The organism is Streptosporangium sp. NPDC002544 (assembly GCF_040295965.1).
In the GTDB taxonomy this organism is placed as follows: Bacteria; Actinomycetota; Actinomycetes; order Streptosporangiales; family Streptosporangiaceae; genus Streptosporangium.
Genome location: NZ_JBEOWJ010000036.1, coordinates 80,955 through 98,189 on the forward strand (window position 1 = coordinate 80,955; position 17,235 = coordinate 98,189).

17 protein-coding genes are annotated in these 17,235 nt (G+C 69.2%); 6 read left to right on the forward strand and 11 right to left on the reverse strand.

The window, feature by feature from the left end:
- Positions 1-71: 71 nt before the first annotated feature.
- On the reverse strand, positions 72-2,165 hold the full coding sequence (locus ABT061_RS39295; RefSeq protein WP_350927769.1) for an MMPL family transporter: 2,094 nt from the start codon (positions 2,163-2,165) through the stop codon (positions 72-74).
- 75 nt (positions 2,166-2,240) lie between these two features.
- Between ABT061_RS39295 and ABT061_RS39300 the strand changes: the two genes are divergently transcribed.
- On the forward strand, positions 2,241-2,711 hold the full coding sequence (locus ABT061_RS39300) for a MarR family winged helix-turn-helix transcriptional regulator (RefSeq protein WP_350927771.1): 471 nt from the start codon (positions 2,241-2,243) through the stop codon (positions 2,709-2,711).
- A 185-nt stretch (positions 2,712-2,896) separates the two neighbouring features.
- On the opposite strand, the gene ABT061_RS39305 is transcribed toward ABT061_RS39300, so the two are convergent.
- From ABT061_RS39305 to ABT061_RS39325, 5 genes are all read right to left on the reverse strand, one after another.
- The gene (locus ABT061_RS39305) at positions 2,897-4,246 is read right to left on the reverse strand and encodes a phytase (protein WP_350927773.1); all 1,350 of its coding nucleotides are present in this window, start codon (positions 4,244-4,246) and stop codon (positions 2,897-2,899) included.
- A gap of 140 nt (positions 4,247-4,386) precedes the next feature.
- A complete protein-coding gene (locus ABT061_RS39310; RefSeq protein ID WP_350927775.1) occupies positions 4,387-4,752 on the reverse strand; it encodes a GntR family transcriptional regulator in 366 nt (121 codons plus the stop codon).
- On the reverse strand, positions 4,752-5,762 hold the full coding sequence (locus ABT061_RS39315) for a hypothetical protein (protein ID WP_350927777.1): 1,011 nt from the start codon (positions 5,760-5,762) through the stop codon (positions 4,752-4,754). Before ABT061_RS39315 ends, ABT061_RS39310 begins: the two co-directional genes overlap by 1 nt.
- 126 nt (positions 5,763-5,888) lie before the next feature.
- Complete coding sequence (locus ABT061_RS39320) at positions 5,889-6,314, reverse strand: ATP-binding protein (protein ID WP_350927779.1); 426 nt, start codon at positions 6,312-6,314, stop codon at positions 5,889-5,891.
- A 121-nt stretch (positions 6,315-6,435) separates the two neighbouring features.
- Positions 6,436-6,630: a DUF5999 family protein gene (locus ABT061_RS39325; protein WP_350927781.1), complete on the reverse strand. Its 195-nt coding sequence runs from the start codon at positions 6,628-6,630 to the stop codon at positions 6,436-6,438.
- A gap of 491 nt (positions 6,631-7,121) precedes the next feature.
- On the opposite strand from ABT061_RS39325, the gene ABT061_RS39330 reads away from it, so the two are divergent.
- Genes ABT061_RS39330 through ABT061_RS39340 form a run of 3 tightly spaced genes read left to right on the forward strand, consistent with a single transcriptional unit; the run spans position 7,122 to position 9,405 of the window.
- Positions 7,122-7,469 carry a YciI family protein gene (locus ABT061_RS39330; protein WP_350927783.1) on the forward strand — a complete coding sequence of 116 codons (348 nt, stop codon included), beginning with the start codon at positions 7,122-7,124 and terminating at the stop codon, positions 7,467-7,469.
- A gap of 5 nt (positions 7,470-7,474) precedes the next feature.
- The gene (locus ABT061_RS39335; protein WP_350927785.1) at positions 7,475-8,746 is read left to right on the forward strand and encodes an RNA polymerase sigma factor; all 1,272 of its coding nucleotides are present in this window, start codon (positions 7,475-7,477) and stop codon (positions 8,744-8,746) included.
- Between the two features lie 26 nt (positions 8,747-8,772).
- Positions 8,773-9,405, forward strand: a complete 633-nt coding sequence (locus ABT061_RS39340) for a maleylpyruvate isomerase family mycothiol-dependent enzyme (RefSeq protein ID WP_350927787.1) — start codon at positions 8,773-8,775, stop codon at positions 9,403-9,405.
- Between the two features lie 130 nt (positions 9,406-9,535).
- On the opposite strand, the gene ABT061_RS39345 is transcribed toward ABT061_RS39340, so the two are convergent.
- Together ABT061_RS39345 and ABT061_RS39350 are read right to left on the reverse strand one after the other, a co-directional pair.
- Positions 9,536-10,357, reverse strand: a complete 822-nt coding sequence (locus ABT061_RS39345) for a hypothetical protein (RefSeq protein WP_350927789.1) — start codon at positions 10,355-10,357, stop codon at positions 9,536-9,538.
- A complete protein-coding gene (locus tag ABT061_RS39350; RefSeq protein ID WP_350927791.1) occupies positions 10,354-11,067 on the reverse strand; it encodes an ABC transporter ATP-binding protein in 714 nt (237 codons plus the stop codon). The genes ABT061_RS39345 and ABT061_RS39350 overlap by 4 nt, the downstream gene beginning before the upstream one ends.
- A gap of 160 nt (positions 11,068-11,227) precedes the next feature.
- Here ABT061_RS39350 and ABT061_RS39355 point away from each other — a divergent pair, with 160 nt between their 5' ends.
- Both ABT061_RS39355 and ABT061_RS39360 read left to right on the forward strand, forming a co-directional pair.
- A complete protein-coding gene (locus tag ABT061_RS39355) occupies positions 11,228-12,361 on the forward strand; it encodes a sensor histidine kinase (protein ID WP_350927793.1) in 1,134 nt (377 codons plus the stop codon).
- A gap of 4 nt (positions 12,362-12,365) precedes the next feature.
- Complete coding sequence (locus tag ABT061_RS39360; protein ID WP_350927795.1) at positions 12,366-13,013, forward strand: response regulator; 648 nt, start codon at positions 12,366-12,368, stop codon at positions 13,011-13,013.
- Positions 13,014-13,042: 29 nt separating this feature from the next.
- On the opposite strand, the gene ABT061_RS39365 is transcribed toward ABT061_RS39360, so the two are convergent.
- From ABT061_RS39365 to ABT061_RS39375, 3 genes are all read right to left on the reverse strand, one after another.
- A complete protein-coding gene (locus ABT061_RS39365) occupies positions 13,043-13,933 on the reverse strand; it encodes a MurR/RpiR family transcriptional regulator (RefSeq protein WP_350927797.1) in 891 nt (296 codons plus the stop codon).
- Positions 13,934-14,092: 159 nt separating this feature from the next.
- On the reverse strand, positions 14,093-15,496 hold the full coding sequence (locus tag ABT061_RS39370) for a M14 family zinc carboxypeptidase (protein ID WP_350927799.1): 1,404 nt from the start codon (positions 15,494-15,496) through the stop codon (positions 14,093-14,095).
- Between the two features lie 486 nt (positions 15,497-15,982).
- Entirely contained in the window at positions 15,983-17,188 is a 1,206-nt protein-coding gene (locus ABT061_RS39375; protein ID WP_350927801.1) for an ROK family transcriptional regulator, read from the reverse strand.
- Between the last annotated feature and the right edge of the window lie 47 nt (positions 17,189-17,235).

Sequence of the window (17,235 nt, forward strand, 5' to 3'; positions counted from 1 at the left end):
CCACGGCACAGCCCTGCTGAGGGCTGTGCCGTGGGCGGGCGTCCGGCTTCTTCCACCGCCTGGGCCGGATATCACCTTGACGCCCCGGTCAGTTCCCTGGAGGCCTGCCCTACCCCGGCACGGCCCAGACGGCTGGGCCACCAAGCCCGCGTGTCCAGATCCCGTACCAGCGCCGGGACCAGCAGAGACCGCACCACCAGGGTGTCGAGCAGGACGCCGAAGGCGACGATGAAGGCTGTCTGGACGAGGAAGGCCAGGGGGATCACCACCAGTGCGGCGAAGGTGGCGGCGAGCACGACGCCCGCCGAGGTGATCACCCCGCCGGTGGTGACCAGCCCGCGCAGCACACCCTCTCGCGCCCCGCGGTGCGCGGTTTCCTCGCGCACCCTGGACATGAGGAAGATGTTGTAGTCCACCCCCAGCGCGACCAGGAAGACGAAGCCGTACAGCGGTACGGACGCGTCACTGCCGGTGAATCCGAACACATGCGTGAAGACCAGCGCGGAGACGCCGAGGGTGGCCAGGAAGTTCAGCGCCACGGTGACCACCAGGAGTACGGGCGTCACCAGCGAGCGCAGCAGGACGATCAGGATGAGCAGGATGATCGTCAGGACGACCGGGACGATGAGCAGCGTGTCGTTCTTCGCGGTCTCCGTCGTGTCGTATCGCTGGGCGCTGTACCCGCCGATCATGACACCGTTCTCGGCGGTGAGCGCGGCACGCAGGCGCTTGACCGTGTCCTGGGCGGCGTCGCCGTCCGGCGCGTCGTTCAACGTCGCCTCCACCAGCACGAGTCCATCGACGATCTTGGGGGTGTCGCCCGGTCGTCCGCTCCGGGTCACCGCCGCGGTGTCGGACACGCCCTCGACGCCGCGGGCCGTCTTCTCCACGGCCGTGGCACGCCCGGCGGGGACGACGATGACCGCGGGCTGCCCCGAGCCTCCGGGGAAGTGCTCACTCAGTGTCGTCTGTGCCGCCACCGACGGCGCGTCGTTCACGAAGGTCTCGTCCAGCGGCACACCTCTGGCGTTCAGTTGCGGCGCGAAGAGGGCGAGGCCGATGAGAGGCAGGATGGTGGCGATCCAGAGGCGGCGCGGATGGCGGTCGACCAGGGTGGCCACCCGGCCCCAGATCCCGCGGGCCTCGGCGCCTGCCGGACGCGGCTTCGCCGGCCACAGGGCGGCGCGACCCAGCAGGACGAGGGCCGCGGGCAGGAAGGTGAGCGCGCTGAGGGCGGCGCACACGATGCCGATGGCGCCCACCGGGCCGAGTGCGCGGTTGTTGGTCAGGTTGCTGAGCAGCAGCGCGAGCAGAGCCAGGGCCACCGTGGCGGCACTGGCGACGATCGGCTCGAACGAGCGCCGCAGCGCGACGCGGCCTGCGGCGAAGCGGTCGCCGGTCGTGGCCAGTTCCTCCTGGAAGCGGGCGGTCAGCAGCAACGCGTAGTCGGTGGCCGCGCCGATGACCAGGATGAACAGGATGCCCTGCACCTGGCCGTCGACCCGGACGATGCCGCGGTCGGCCAGGAGGTAGACCACGGCGCATGCCAGGCCCAGTGCGAAGACCGCGCCGGTGATGATGACGAGCGGCAACAGCAGGCTTCGGTACACCGCCAGCAGAATGATCAACACAGTGATCAGCGCCACCCCGAGAAGCAGGCCGTCGATCCCGGCGAAAGCGCCGGACAGGTCGGCCCGGGTGGCCGCCGGTCCCGCGAGCTGAGCCCGAAGGCCGTCGACCGCCACCGCCGAGCCGATCCGGTCCAGGGTCTCCCCGAGCGAGCCCTCGAGGTCGGGGCTGAGCTGGACCACGCCCCGCAGGGCCTGGCCGTCGTCCGATCCGATGGCGGGCGTGGGCGTCCCGACGACGCCCGCCGTGCCGCGCAGCGAGGCGAGCGTCCGGGTCGCCGCGGCGCTCTGCTCGGGAGCGATGTCTTTCCCGTCCGCGGTCCACACCACGATGAGTGGCTGCGTCTCACCCTGGCGGAACCTCTCCTGCACTTCCAGTACGCGCGTCGACTCCGCACTCTGTGGCAGGAACGCGGCCTGGTCGTTGGTGGACACCTCGGTGAGCTTGCCGGCGAACGGCCCCAGCCCTCCGCCGACGGCCAGCCAGACCAGCACCAGCAGTGCCGGAACAAGCCAGCGGATCGGTTGCCGCGCCATGAGATCACCTTTCCGTGATGCCATGTAACTCTAGCATTGAGATACTTGACTGTTGAGTTAATGTAACATGACGGCATGAACGGCGATAGCGAGGTAGGCATCGACCTGCAGTCCTTCGCGGTACGACTGCGCCGGATGACCGCCGAGTTCAACCGCATCGCCCATGAGTTCGCCCACGAGCAGGGGCTGCACACCACAGATGTCCAGGCCCTCATGAAGATCTTTGACGCTCCGTCGCCGATCACTCCAGGTCGGCTGCGGGAGGAGTTGAACCTCACGTCGGGTGCCGTCACCGCGTGCCTCGACCGGCTGGAGCGGGCCGGGCACATCCGCCGGGTTCGCGACGTGCACGACCGGCGCGTGGTCCACCTGCACTACCTCGACGCGGCGAAGGAAATCGCCGCGGCCTTCTTCGGCCCGCTCGGCCGTGGCACGGACAACGCCCTGCGGCGTTTCAGCCCGGAGGAGTTGCGCACCGTGGCAGCCTTTCTCGACGCCATGAACGGGGAACTTGGCGTGTTGCGAGCCGAGTCGGGTTCTTCCTGACCTTGTCTTCGAGTGCGCGGGCCGAACGGTTGCGTTGAGGTGCCGCGGAGATTCCGGGGGCTACCGGGGATCGGCCGAGCGGAAAACGGAAACGCCTCGGGGACCATGCCCCGAGGCGTTCCGATTGAGATCTTTGTCAGCCGAGGGCGTCCCTGATTCACGCGATCGGTCTGCGGCGGTCCGCCTCAGCGGAACCGTGGGTCGTTTCCGGCCTTCGTGGTCACCTTGAGCGACAGAGCGTCGGCGATCTCACCCCACGAGACATAGGAGAAGTTCGTGGCGTCGCGTTCGTCGTCGACGTCGGGCCCGGTCTCGGGCTCGTCGTGCGTGACCAGCAGGCCCTGGCGGTAGTCACCGACGGGACGGTTCGTCACGGCAAGCCCGTCGGAGCCGTTGACGTCGTCGGCTCCCTTGGCGCCCTTGACCCGGAAACCGCCCAGCGGAGCGTTCCTGCCCTGCCGGTCGTAGACCGCGAACGTGTCGTCTCCCTGGCTCGACACGATGACGTATCCGGTCGATCCCGGGCCGTAGTAGATGTCGACGCCCTCGGCGTCAGCCGTGAGCCGGTTGCCGCCGAACCCCTTGGCCTTCGGATCGATCGGCCGGCACTCCTCGGACTCCTTGTCGTAGGCGTCGTGGATGCCGAAGTCGGTGACCTTGTCGATGAGCGTCGGCTGCCCGCCCGAGCCGAGCGGCAGCCGCAGCCGCCACAGGCCGACATCCTCCTGCGCGGCATAGAGAACGCCCGACTTCTGGTCCACCGCGACACCCTCGAACTGCGGCAGTACGCCCGGCTCCGCACACGGGGACCAGGTCGAACCGTCCGGCAGCTTGAAGGTGCTCGGCATCGTCAGTTTCTTGACGCTCGTGTAGCCGAGCTTGCCGTCGATCTCGACGATGCGCGCGGTCGCGAGGGTCGTGGCACCTTCCTGGGTGACGACGGCATACGTCTCACCGCGCTTCGGCTGCCAGGCGGCGAGTCCGTACGCCGTGTGCTCCTCGTCGACGGCTTCACGGTCGGGGTTGAACAGGAACCGCTGATCAGCCGCGGTGACCTCGGTCAGCGGCGTACGCGCCGCGGCGCCGGCCGGGTCGATGACGAAGAACCGGAGCTGGTCGTTGTAGCGGTCCGAGACGACCGCGACGTCGACCACGCGGCCGGCGAGCGTGATGTCGTAGGCGATGTCGACGTTGTTGTACCGGCCCTTGGCCGTGTCGGCCCGCGGGGCCTCGGTCGCGGCCAGTGACTGGAGCTCCCGGGATTTCATGTCGTAGACGCGCAGGCCCCCCTCCTTGGCGGTCACGATCACGATCGACTGGTGGGAGTCCTTCGGGTGGACCCAGATCGCGGGGTCGTCACCGGAGGCGTTGCCCCCCTCTTCGTCGTCATAAAGGGCAGGCGTCTCGTTGTCCGTCGTCACGACTGCGGGATCGCCCCGGTGCTCAACGGCGGGAAAGGCCGCCGCGGGGGAGGCGGCGAGCAGGGCGGCGGCAACTGTGCCGACCGACAGTGCGGCTTTCAGGATGTGAGTCACGTGTTCGAGCGTGCCCGACGAAGATTGCCGCGGATCTGACCGGTAGATAGCTGCCGGTTGAACTCTGGAACTCGTCATGCGGGGAGGACGTCGTCGGCGACCATGCCGCGGTGCGGGGTGTCGGGGCGGGAGGCTGCCACTCAGGCTCGCATGGCGTGCAACGCCTTCCGGGCTGCGACGAGTGCTTCCTCTTCGGAGGCTCCGGTGTGCAGAGCGACCCTGGCGAACTCCTCGGCCGCCGCGGCGAGTCGGAGGCGGAACCGGTCGGCCGTGTCGGTGATGACAGCCGCTCGGCCACGACGTAGTTCCACCAGTCCCTCGTCGCGCAACTGCTGGTAGCCCCGTAGCACGGTGTGCAGGTTGATGCCGAGGGTGGTGGCCACGTTGCGCGCCGAAGGGAGCCGGTCCCCGGGGGCCGCCGTGCCATTGGCCAGCGCGGCGCGTACGGAGGCCGCCACCTGGTCGGCGAGCGACTGTGCCGATGAGGGGTCAACTGTGATCAGCACTACGCCGTCTCCCCCTGTCGTTGCCTGCTCAGCCATCCGTTGACCAGCGCGGCCGCCGTCTCCGCTTCGCGCGTGGAGTAGACGAACCGCCGGCCGTCACTCAACGACAGGACGAGCACCGGCCCCTTCCCGCCGACGACACCCCAGCCCGCATCACTGTCGTCCAGCTTGTACCGCCCGTCGGGAGCCTCGCTCCTGGCCTCAGCGAATCGTATCCTCGGGTACGGCACCGTCCGGCGTAGGGCGGGTAGCCAGGGGACCTTCACCGTGACCCCCGAGCCGTCGATCTGCAGACGGGTACGCGCCTGTGCCATTTCAAAGACCGTCCACAGCGCCAGCACCGTCGTGCCCTGCCATGCACCGGAGCCCTCGGACACGGTCCATGCGGTGACCGCGGCCAGTACCGCGGCGACCAGCAGCCTCCGTGCCGACCAGGCGGAGGTCACGAACATGGCACGCTGCCACGGGCCGAGCGTCATGGTGGGCGCATGCGGCGGCGGTGCGGCGGTGGTCTCGGGCGCCGGCGGCAGCGGACCCGCCGCCGCCCAGCCCAGGGCGAGCGCCCCCGCGGCGGCGGCGATCTCCACCATCAGGAGCCAGGCGGGCCGGGCCACGGGACCCGGGGCGTCGACCAGCATCAGCAGCCACAGCGCGCCGGACACCGGAGCGGCCACGCCGATGAGGAAGCTCCCGGCCACCAGGGCCCGCTGGACCTGAGGTAGGCGCCAGTGGCGCAGGAACGAGACGATGAGCAGCGCTTCGAGCCACACCATCGCCCCCCAGAGGGGTTGTGAGACCCAACCCTGCCAGGTGGGTTCGTGGCCGGTGTCGATGGCCCAGTTCTGGAGGTAGACGCGGTCGGGAAGGCGCTCCCCGTACAGGGTGACCAGGGCCATGGGAACGATCAGCAGGAGTAGTGGGCCGGCGGCCGTCAGGGTCAGGCGGCGGACCCTGCCTGGCGCGGCGTGATCGGGGTGGTAAAGGGACGCGGAGGGGATGGGGATGAACATGGCTCAACCTCCAACTGTTTGCTTTTAAATATAACAGTGCAAACAGTTCCTGAACGGTGACAGGAGGCTTCCCGGGTCAGGCCACTCCTACCTGGCGAAGGCCGGACGGGGCACGGTATCGGCCGGTCAAGAAGCCTGGTAGGCCGGATGGGCGGGCAACTCGAACCAGACGGCCTTTCCGGGCCTTCCCGCGCGCGTGCGGTCGGTGCCCCAGGAACGGGACAGCATGTCGACGAGGAGCAATCCGCGGCCGTTCTCGTCGTTGTCGGGTTCCTCGCGCACCTGGAGCAGGGCCGGATTCTCGTCCTCGACCTCGCAGCGCAGCGTGCCTTCCCGGAAGGAAAGGGTGATGACCGGTACTCCCCGTCCGTGGAGCAGGGCATTGGTGACCAACTCGCTGACGAGCAGTTCGGCGATGTCGCTCTCCCCGTCGTATCCCCAGTCGGTGAGCTGGGCGCGGACGAGATGCCGCGCTATGGGCGTTGACGAGATGTCGGGCGACAGCGTCCATGAGGCCCGCTGGATGCGCGTCGCGCGGACGGCTCGGGCCACGGGCTCGCCGAGTCCACGAAGGAGCCGTCGTAGCCGGTGCCATCCCCCCGGGCAGCCGTTCCCCGGCAGGGCCGGGGGAGCCGACCGGCCGGGCGCCGCGGGACACCGGCGGCACGCGAGTTCAGGCCGCCTGCGCATAGGAATCCCGGTGAGCGGGGATGCTGCGCCCGTCGGGCAGAAGCTCGCCGCTGTCCTCGAACAGCACCACGCCGTTGCAGAGCAGCCCCCATCCCTGTTCCGGATGGAACGACACGAGGCGGGCCGCGTCGTGATCAGGGGCGTTCGCGGGTGGGCACGGAGGCTTGTGCTGACACATGGCCGTTACCTCGATCCTTGACGATCGCAGGAGAGTTTTCGAAGGACACCGGCTCCGGCTTGACGGTCATCGCCGGCGTTCCGGTCCAGTGAGCTGCTTTCGCTTTCTACGATGCCGCGCCCGCCGCCCGTTGTCTGCGCTGGCAGCATCCATTCGGGCCCGGTGCCAACGGCAGTCCCGGCATACCCGCTAACTGCAATGCGCCGTCCGGGGCCTGCCGCCCTGGATTCGTAACTCTGCGTTGTCCTATCGTTGACGGACGGTTCGGGTTCGTGCGCCGAGCCGCCAGGTAGATCGTTTGCCCAGGTCAGGGGCATCTCTCGGAACATCCCGGTGGTGAGAGGAGTGCTGCGAACGGCGGCGGCGCTGCCCTGGAGAGCCGGGGCGGAAGGTGCCAGAAAACTTCGGGAGGTGTGTCGATCTGACCTTGTCCCATTCGTTGTCATGTTGTACGGCAACCCGCCGCGCGAGGACATAGAGAGAGCCGGATCATGAAGTACATGTTGCTGATCTACGGTGCCGCGACGACCGACGGGGCTGACCAGTGCGACTTCGAGGAGTGGGCGCTCTATGACAAGGCACTGAAAGAGGCGGGAATCTGGGTCACCGGGCACGCGCTGAAGGATCTGACCACCGCCACGACGGTCCGGGTCGGCCCGGCAGGTGAGCGGACCGTGACCACGGACGGGCCGTTCGCCGAGACCCGCGAGATCCTCGGCGGCTACGACATCATCGACGTACCGAACCTCGACGTCGCGCTCGACTGGGCCGCCCGCTGCCCCGGATCGCGCGACGGCGGATCGGTCGTGGTGCGGCCGGTCGCCGAGTTCGAGGTCTGACCCCGATGGACGAGCGAGCCGCCGGTGCCAGGTCGTCCGTGGAGTCGATGTTCCGTGAGGAACACGGCCGACTGCTCGCCTCCCTGGTCCGCCGCTTCGGTGATCTCGATCTCGCCGAGGAGGTCGCCTCCGAGGCCGTCGAGGCGGCGCTGGTGCACTGGCCGGTCGAGGGCGTTCCGGCCAGGCCCGGGGCCTGGCTGCTGACGACGGCCCGGCACCGGGCCGTCGACCGGCTGCGGCGGGACCAGGCCTACGCCGCCCGGCTCGCCATCCTGCAGGTGGAGGCGGATCGGGCGGACCCCGCCCCATCCGCGGACGCGAACAGCGATCTTCCTGACGAGCGGCTGCAATTGTTCTTCACCTGTGCCCATCCGGCCCTTCCCGCCGACGATCGCGTGGCCCTGACCCTGCGCTGCCTGGCCGACCTGACGACGTCCGAGGTCGCACGGGCCTTTCTCGTCCCGCCCGCGACGATGGCCCAGCGGATCGTGCGGGCGAAGAAGAAGATCCGCGAGGCCCGCATCCCGTTCCGGGTGCCCGGCGCCGACGAATTGCCGGAGCGCCTGCCGGGGGTGCTCCAGGTCATCTATTCGATCTTCACCGAGGGGTACGCGGCCAGCTCGGGCTCGGATCTGCAGCGGCTCGACCTCGCTGAGGAGGCCATCAGGCTGGCGCGGATCCTGCACCGGTTGCTGCCCGCCGAGCGGGAGGTCGCCGGACTGCTCGGGCTGATGCTGCTGGTCCATGCGCGACGCGATGCCCGGAGCGGTCCGGGCGGCGAGCTCGTGCTGCTCGATGACCAGGACCGCGGCCGCTGGGACCGCGTGATGATCGAGGAGGGCCGCGGCCTGGTACTCGTCGCGCTGACCGGTGGTCCACCCGGCCTGTACGGGGTTCAGGCCGCGATCGCCGCTCTGCACGACGAGGCCGCGGACGTCGTGACCACCGACTGGCCGCAGATCGTGGCGCTCTACGACGTGCTGTTCGCTCTCGCGCCGTCCCCGGTCGTCGCACTGAACCGGGCCGCGGCGGTGGCGATGCGCGACGGGCCGGAGACGGGCCTGGCGCTGCTCGACGAGTTGGCAGCCGAGCCGCGACTGCGCGGCTACCACCCCTATCCGGCGGCCCGGGCGGATCTGCTGTGCCGGCTCGGCCGATTCCCAGAGGCAGCGGCGGCCTACCGGGAGGCGCTCGACCTGGCCGGCACCGAACCCGAACGTGCCCACCTGCGGGGCAGGCTGAGCGCGGTCACGACGGCAGGTCCGGCCGACACCTGACGGTTGGAGAACAAGGGGAGTTGGACATGGACCGTGACGAGATCCTCGCCTGGGTGAAGGCCGAACGGCTCAGCCTCGCCGACTTCCTCGATGACCTCGACGATCACGAGTGGAAGGCAGCCTCCCTCTGCTCCGGCTGGACCGTGCACGACGTGGCCGCGCACCTGACGCTGTCCACGCGCACCACGCTCCTCGGCACGATCAAGGGCATGATCCGGGCACGCGGCGACTGGGAGCGGATGGAGGCCGACCTGGCACGGGAACGGGCGGCCCGGTTCGGGCCCGCGGAGCTCATCGCGCAGTTCCGCGAGACGGCGGGCTCGCCTCGTCGCGCGCCGGGCTCCGCCCCGTTGGACCCGCTCACCGACGCGCTGGTGCACGGGCAGGACATCGCGCGACCGCTCGGGCGGGTGCGGGAGATGCCCGCGGAGCGGACGGTCGCGGCGCTCGACCACGTCTGGCGCAGTTTCTTCTACGGCGCCCGCAAGCGCTTCCGCGGCACGCGGCCGGTCGCCACCGACCTGGACTGGTCGGCGGGCGAGGGGCCGGACGAGGTTCGAGGGCCGGCGGCCGACCTGCTCCTGCTGGCGACCGGACGAGCCGCCGGACTCGCGGGCCTGTCCGGGCCGGGCGTCGAGCGAATCGCGGCCACGTTGTAGGCACGTGTGTCGAGGTGCGGGTATCGACGGTTGAACATGGTGCACGAGCGTCCGGGTCCGCCGACCTCGGAAGCCGGTGGGGGCGAAGGAGGGCCGGGCCGGGGCCCGTACACCGTCTACTCGGACGGGGTCAGTTCACCTCCCTGTGGATCACGCGCACCGCGCCGGCCGTCATCGGGATGACGATCCAGAAGATCGTCGACACGGCCAGCCGAGCGGCGTCGCCACCGGTCATGTCGCCGGCCATCAGGGGAGTGACGGTGGTGTTCAGGTCGAACCACTCGGCCAGGACCTCGCCGACGGCACCGAGCCTGCCGACCAGGGCCCACAGGATCGGGGTCGACAGGCAGATCACGATCGCTGCCGGTGCGTTCAGCAGCAGCATGCCCACGGCGAGCCCCATCGCGACCACGAGGACGTTCGTCCCGGTCCAGCCGAGCAGGGCGAGGGGCGCGACCTCCCAGTCGGCCGGGACGTTCTGAACACCGGCGATGACAGCCGTCACCGGCACCGCGACCAGCATCGCGAACAGGGAGGCGGCCACGGCCGTGATCAACGGCGGCAGGCACTTGGCGGCCAGCACCCGCCGGCGCCGGGGTTCGAGCACGAAGGTGGTCAGGGCGGTGCGGTGGCTCCATTCGCCGGTCACCGTAAGGATGCCGAGCACGGGGAGCAAGGTCCCGAGTCCGATTCCGGCGGTGCCGATCAAGGTGTGCAGCTCCGGACCGGAGACGACGCCGCGACCGATGATGGACGCGATCACCAGGGTGGCCAGGCCCGCGGTCATGATCTTGCTGCTGCGGGTGTCGAAGAGCTTGCGGGCCTCGACCGACAGCAGCCGGCGGAACGGAATCGGTGTCCGGGGCCGATGGACGTCCGTGCTCTTCGAGCCGGCACCCCTGGCGTCGTCCGTCCTGGTGCCGTTCATCGAGTCTTTCTGGGAGGAGGTCATTCGGGGCTCCGGTCGGCGTTCGCGGTCAGTTCGAGGAAGGTCTGTTCGAGGCTCCGGCCCCGGCTGAGCTCGCCGACGGTGCCCTGGGCGAGGACGCGGCCGCGGCCGATCATCACGATGTGGTCGGCGACCTGCTCCACCTCATGCAGCAGGTGCGAGCTGAGCAGCACTGAGCAACCCGAGCCGGAGAGGCCACGGAGTAGCCCACGCATCCACTGGATGCCCTGGGGGTCGAGACCGTTGGCGGGCTCGTCCAGGATGAGCACCCTGGGCCGGCCGAGGAGCGCGTGACCGATGCCGAGACGCTGCCTCATGCCGAGCGAGTAGCCGCCGGCGGTCCGCCGGCTCTCCCGGCCGGTCAGCCCGACCAGGTCGAGGACCTCGTCGACCCGCGACCTCGGCAGGCCGAGCGTCATCGCGCCCAGGGTCAGGATCTCCCGCCCGGTGCGGCCGGGATGCTGGGCGCCGGCGTCGAGCAGCGTGCCGACCTGGGAACCCGGGCAGTCCAGCTCGGGGTACGGCCGGCCCAGCACGGTGGCCGAGCCCGAGGTGGCGCGGGAGAGCCCGACCAGGATGCGCATGGCCGTCGACTTTCCGGCGCCGTTGGGCCCGAGAAAGCCGGTGATGCTCCCTGCTCCGACGGTGAAGGACACGTCGTCGAGTGCCTTGACACCTCTGTAGACCTTGCTGACGTGGCTGAATTCGATCACGGATCCAGTCCACCGGATGTGCGGCCACAGGCCATCGAACCCAGGTCGAGGGCCACCGGACGCGGGGCCAGATCCCTCTCCCCGGTTCTCGACCTGTGGCCACCTGGATATCGACCCAGGTCGCTAAGGCATCGGCCCGCTGCTCCATAAGCTGTGGGCTGTGGACGACCGTACGGAGAATCAGCTGGGCATCGCGCTGCGCTACCTGTGCGCCGTGCTGCCGATGCTGTTCTACGGCGTCATCCTGGCCGTGGTCGTCTCCCAGGACCGTGACCGGCTCGCATGGGCACTGGCCGATGTGGGGCTCGGCGTGATCGGGCTGGTCCTGATCCGCTGGCGGCGTCGCCGGCCGTGGCCGACCGCGCTGGCGACCGCTCTGCTGACCGTTTTCTCCACCACGGCGACCGGCCCCGCCCAGGTCGCGTACGTGTCCCTGGGAACGCATCGTCGGTGGCGTCAGTTCATCCCGGTCATGGTCGTGTCCTGGCTGTGCCTGGTGGCACGCTCCAGCTGGAACGGCGTCAACCAGGCGACCGTCGTCTCCGTGGTGACCGGAACCGTCATCCTCGGCGGGCTGGCCGTCTTCGGCCTGTACCTGCGCGGGCGTCGTGACCTGGCCGTCTCACAGCGAGAGGCGGCACTGGCCGCGGGGCGCGAGCAGTTGCAGCGGATCGAGCAGGCCAAGCTGGCGGAACGGGCCAAGATCGCCCAGGAGATGCACGACGTCCTGGCGCACCGCATCTCCCTGCTGTCGATGCTCGCCGGCGGCCTGGCGTACCGGACCGACCTCACTGCCGAGGAGACCCGCGAGACCGCATTGGCCATCCAGGAGAACGCACACCAGTCGCTGAACGAGCTACGCGGCGTGCTCGGCACGCTCCGGTCCGACGGCGCCCTGGAGGCCCCGCAGCCGAACCTGGCCCACCTGGATGCCCTGTTCGACGAGGTGCGCGCCGCCGGCCAGCAGGTCGAGGTGGACGACACCATCGACGACCGGGAACTGCTGCCGACGCAGACCGGCCGGCACGCGTACCGGATCGTGCAGGAGGCTCTCACCAATGCGCGCAAGCACGCGCCGGGCAGCCGGGTGACGGCCGAGCTCGGCGGGCGGCCGGGTGACGGTCTGCGAATTCGGGTGAGCAACCCGGCACCGGCCGGGACGTCCGCCGGTCCCGGCGGGAGGCTGGGGCTGGTCGGCCTGGCCGAACGGACCCGGATGGCCGGTGGCACCATCAGCCATGCCGTCCAGAACGGACGCTTCGTCCTCGACGTCCGGTTGCCATGGGAGGCTTGACACTGTGATCCGACTGGTGATCGTGGATGACGACCCGATGGTACGGACCGGGCTGCGTCTCATTCTCGGTGGCGAGCCCGACCTGGAGCTCGTCGGCGAGGCCGGGGACGGCCTGCAGGCCATGGGCGTGATCCGTGACCTGCGGCCCGATGTCGTGCTGATGGACATCCGGATGCCCAACCAGGACGGGCTGACCACCACCGAGCTGCTGCTGGCCCGGCCGGACCCGCCCCGGATCCTCGTGCTCACCACCTTCGACGCCGACGACATGGTGCTCCGGGCCCTGCGGCTCGGTGCCGACGGCTTTCTGCTGAAGGACACGCCGCCACCGAAGATGATCGAGGCGGTCCGCACCGTGGCGAAGGGGGAGCCGGTGCTGTCGCCGAGTGTCACACACCAGGTGATCGCCGCTGCCACCGGTAGGCACGAACCGCGGCGCGCGGAGGCGCGACTGGAGCTGGCCACGCTCACCGAACGCGAGCGCGAGGTCGCGATCGAGGTGGCCCGGGGCGGCTCGAACGCCGAGATCGCCGAACGTCTCTACATGAGCGTCGCGACGGTGAAGGCGAACATCACCCGGATCTTCGCCAAGCTGGGGGCCGACAACCGTGTCCAGGTCGCCATGAAGGTGCGCGACGCCGATCTCCTCTGAACGTGAATGAGCGACCCCGTTCGGTGCCTTCAGTAGGGGAGGAAGATCTGGCGTTCCGTCGCGCTGTCGTCGAAGGACTCCAGCCGGGTCTGTCCTTCGGTGGACAGGGTGTCCAGCATGGTGTGGAGCAGCGCGGTGCACAGAACCGTGGGACCGGCGTGGGAGTCGAAGGCGAAATCAGAGCTCACCGGTGCGAGCAGGACCTCGTCCGCGAGCTCGGTGAGCCGGCCCACCGGCTGGTCGGTGATGAGGGCGATCTTCAGCCCGACCCGACGCGCCCAGGTGAGCCCCTGTTCCAGCTCGCGCGGGTAGCGCGGCAACCCGATGGCGAGCACCCACTCGGCTCCGGAGTCCGCCGCCCGGCTCAGCCGGTCCTCCGCGACCGAGCCCGCGATGTCCAGTACCCGTACGTCGGGGAGCACCTTCTCCGCGAGATGGCCGAACAGGTGCGCCAGCGGTGCGGAGATCCGAAGTCCCATCACGAGGAGAGGGCGCGACCTGGCCAGTTGACCGGCCACCTCCCGGAGCTGACTCAGATCCCGGAGGCTGTCCCGCAGTCGTTCAAGGTCGCGGATCTCGGAGTTGACCAGTTCCTGGATCTCGTTGAGGTTCTCCGCGGGCAGTGCCGGCCGTGCGCCGCCGAACACCGATGAGCGGAGCGCGTCCCGGAACTCGGGGAACCCCCTGAATCCGAGCGCGGCGGCGAAGCGGGTGACCGACGGTTGGCTGACGCCCACGCGCTCGGCGATGTCGGCACTGGTGAAGAAGACGGCTTCCTGCGCGTGCTCAAGCAGGTAGCGCGCGATCCGGCGCTGTGAGGGGGAGAGCCGGTGGTCGTCGAAGAGCCCGCGCAGGTTCGCGGCGATCCGCGACGCGTCCGGCACGGCGAGCGGCTGGCCGGTCTCTCTGGCGTGCCCCATTCTTGAACTTCCCTTCCCCGCGGAGTGACGGACCCAGCGATGATTCTCACCGCCCGGCGGGCAAGGTGATCGGGTTTTGGCCGCATGACTTCAAGAGTGTGGGGCGAAAGCGGCGCCGGGCGGCCCCCACAGGGGACCGCCCGGCTTATCGGGGCGCGCTCAGTGCTTCGGGCCGTTGCCGTTGAAGCGGGTCTTGCACTCCTGCAGCCGCACATCGACCTGCTCGCCCCTGTCGACGGTGACCTTCACCGTCTCAAGGACCTCACCGTTCGGACGGGCACAGGTGAGCGTCCAGCTCTCCTGGAGGAAGTTGCCCGGGCCGGTGGCGACGACACCGTTCTCGGTGTAGGCCGGGACCGGCCGCACCGACGGGTTGACGTGCCAGGTGAACTTGCCGTTGGTCGGGGCGACCAGGCTGGACTCCAGGTGGGTGGGGACCGCCTGGGGCGGGTCGAGGACAGTGCTCGTCTGCCGGATCGGCGCGGTCCACAGGTCGAAGTCCTTCGTGATCGTCAGAACCGCGCCCTTCGGCGCCTTGCCCGTGATCACGGAGTGCCCCGCCGGGTCCGCCGCGTACTCCAGGGCCACCAGGAACGCCTCACGGTTCGACTTGCCCTCGTAGCGACCGGTGCCGAGGTAGTCCTCGATCACCTCGGGGTAGGTGTTGTTGGTCGACTGGGTCTTCATGATCTCGTACGTGAAACCGAGGCCGCGGGTGGCGTAGTACGACCAGTCCGGGGTCTCGCCGGTCGTCTCGTAGTCGAAGCCCGACTTCATGCCCACATAGCCGTTCTTGGCCGACATCGCGTCGCTCAGGGCGGCGTAGACGGCCTCGTCGGGGGCGTCGCCCGCGCGCTTCTCCAGCGGCGGACGGAGCAGGGTGTGCCCGGAGGTGTGGTTCGTGATCAGGACGGTGACCTGGTTGTTCGTGGTCAGGTCCATGATGTTCTGGATCTCGGGCTCGGAGCCCGGCGCCGGGCCGCGGTTCGTCACGTTGGAACCCGCGTTGCTGCCCCAGCCGAGGGGGTAGTTGCGGTTGAGGTCGACTCCGCCGCTGCTGACGCACGTCGGCGAGATGCCGCAACTGGTGCGCCGGTTGATGAGGAATCCGTCCACGTTGACGACCGGGACGAAGATGACCCGCGCCTGGTCGAGCAGGCGCTTGATCTTCGGGTCATTCCCGGAGTTGTTCACCAGGTCGTAGGCGAACTCCATGGTGTGCTCACCCGAGGGCCACTCGTTCCCGTGGTGTATTCCCATCATGAACAGGACGGGCTTGCCGTCGGAGGCGTTGACGTCGCGGGTCACCTCGATGCCGTACACCTCGCGGCCCTGGCGGGTCTTGTGCGGCAGCGTGATGTGCTTGACGAGGTCGGGGTACTGCTTGCTCAGCGCGAGCATCTCGTTGTTGTAGTCGGTGATCGTCCGGTAGGTGGTCCGGCCGCTGGGCAGCGTCGCTGACTGCGCCGCCAGCAACTGGGCGGTTGCTGCGATGTCGGTGGACTCGGCGAAGGTGGTGGTGGCCGCCGGAATGCTGAGACTTCCCAGAAGTCCGACGCTCAACGCAAGCGTCAAAACGCGTTTCTTGGCGCTCCAGGTCGCGGGGGACTGCGAGTCTCTTGAAGACATGCTGAAAGGACCTTTCTAGCCACGGACGAATTGGCGTCAGAAACGCGCGCTTCTTCCCGCCCTGTTCTTTCGGGAGCGCTCTTGGATAACCGACTATCGACCGTTGATTGCAAACTTTCAGTTAGTCTTAGCCATGAATGTATGATTGTCAACCAGGTGTGCCGATGGTATTTCCGCACATGTGTGGAATGTCGGAGGTGAGGGATGTCTTCGAAACGCGGCCGGAGCGGGCGGGTGAGCCTCGACTCGGATCGGGTGGGGGGCGGGTGCTCAGGTGCGGTGGTGGGTCGCTGGGTGCCACGTTAATCGGGACATGGGCCATATGGTGGTTAAGGGTCTGTTACAAAATGGGGCCGACTGGTTCCCGGGACGTCGCGGGCAGTGGCTCGATCGGTACGACGGTCAGGGAGAAACACCTGGTCATGACGTCGTACGGGCGAGCACTTCCAGGGGGCTGGCCAGTATTTCGGAGAAGGCGAGTTCGGCCGCGCCGATCAGGGTGACGTCGTTCCCGAGAGCCGAGGTGCGGAGTTGTACCTTCTCCCGGGAGATCACCAGCCCATTGGCCGCCACCCGGCGATGGACCTGGTCCGCCGAACCCCGGTAGATGTCACGCAGCATCCCGCCGAAGATCACCAATCCGGGGTTGAAGAGGTTGATCAGGTTCGCCACCCCGATGCCGAGCCAGTCGCCGATCCGGTCCAGCGCGTTCTGGGCCGCGAGGTCGCCGCGGCCGGCGGCGTCCACCACGGCCCGTATGCCGTCGTGGCCGACCAGTTCGGCCCGGCCGGCGGCGTCGAGCAGGGCCTGCTCGCCGACCTCCGCCTCAAGGCAGCCTCGCGAGCCGCATCCGCAGGGCCGCCCGTTGTACGGGTTCACTATCATGTGCCCGAGTTCGCAGCCGTACCCGCCGTCGCCGTCCAGCAGCTTGCCGCCGACGATGATCCCGCCACCCACGCCGACATCCCCGTGCAGGTAGACCAGGTTCGCGAAGCCGATGCCCACCCCGCGTTCGTGCTCGGCCAGCGCGCCCAGGTGGGCCTCGTTGCCCACGGAGACCGGCAGCCCGAGCCCCAGCCTGAGGCCGAGTTCGGCACCGAAGGCCTGGTCCACCCAGCCCATGTTCGGCCCGAAACGCACCATCCCGTCACCGGGCCGGATCATGCCGCAGTAGGCCGCGCCGACTCCGACGCAGATCGAGTCCGGAGCCGCCTCGTGCTGTATCCGGCGGGCCAACCCGGCGAGCACCTCGACCACGTCGTCGAGGTCGGCCCCGGCGCGCGCCCGGACCGCCTCCCTGCGGTTCAGGATCTTCCCGCCCAGCCCGACCCTGGCGGCGACCAGCCGGTCCACGGCGACGTCAAACGCCAGTACGTACACCCGGTCGGACTCCGGCCGGACCACCAGCGACGGCCGGCCCGCCCTGCCGGTCTCCTTGGGGAGTTCCTCGCGGACCAGGCCCGCCGAGGTGAGCTCCGAGGTCAACGCCATGATCGTGCTGCGGTTCAGCCCCATCCGATCGGCCAGCACCGTGCGGGAGACCGGGCCGCCGAGGTGAACATGCCGGAGCAGGGTGCCCAGATTGTGCTGGCGGATCTCCTCCTGGGACGGACCGGCTTTCAGCATCGTGGGGATCCTGACGACTCGGGGCTGTCGCCGTTGTGCCTGACGAC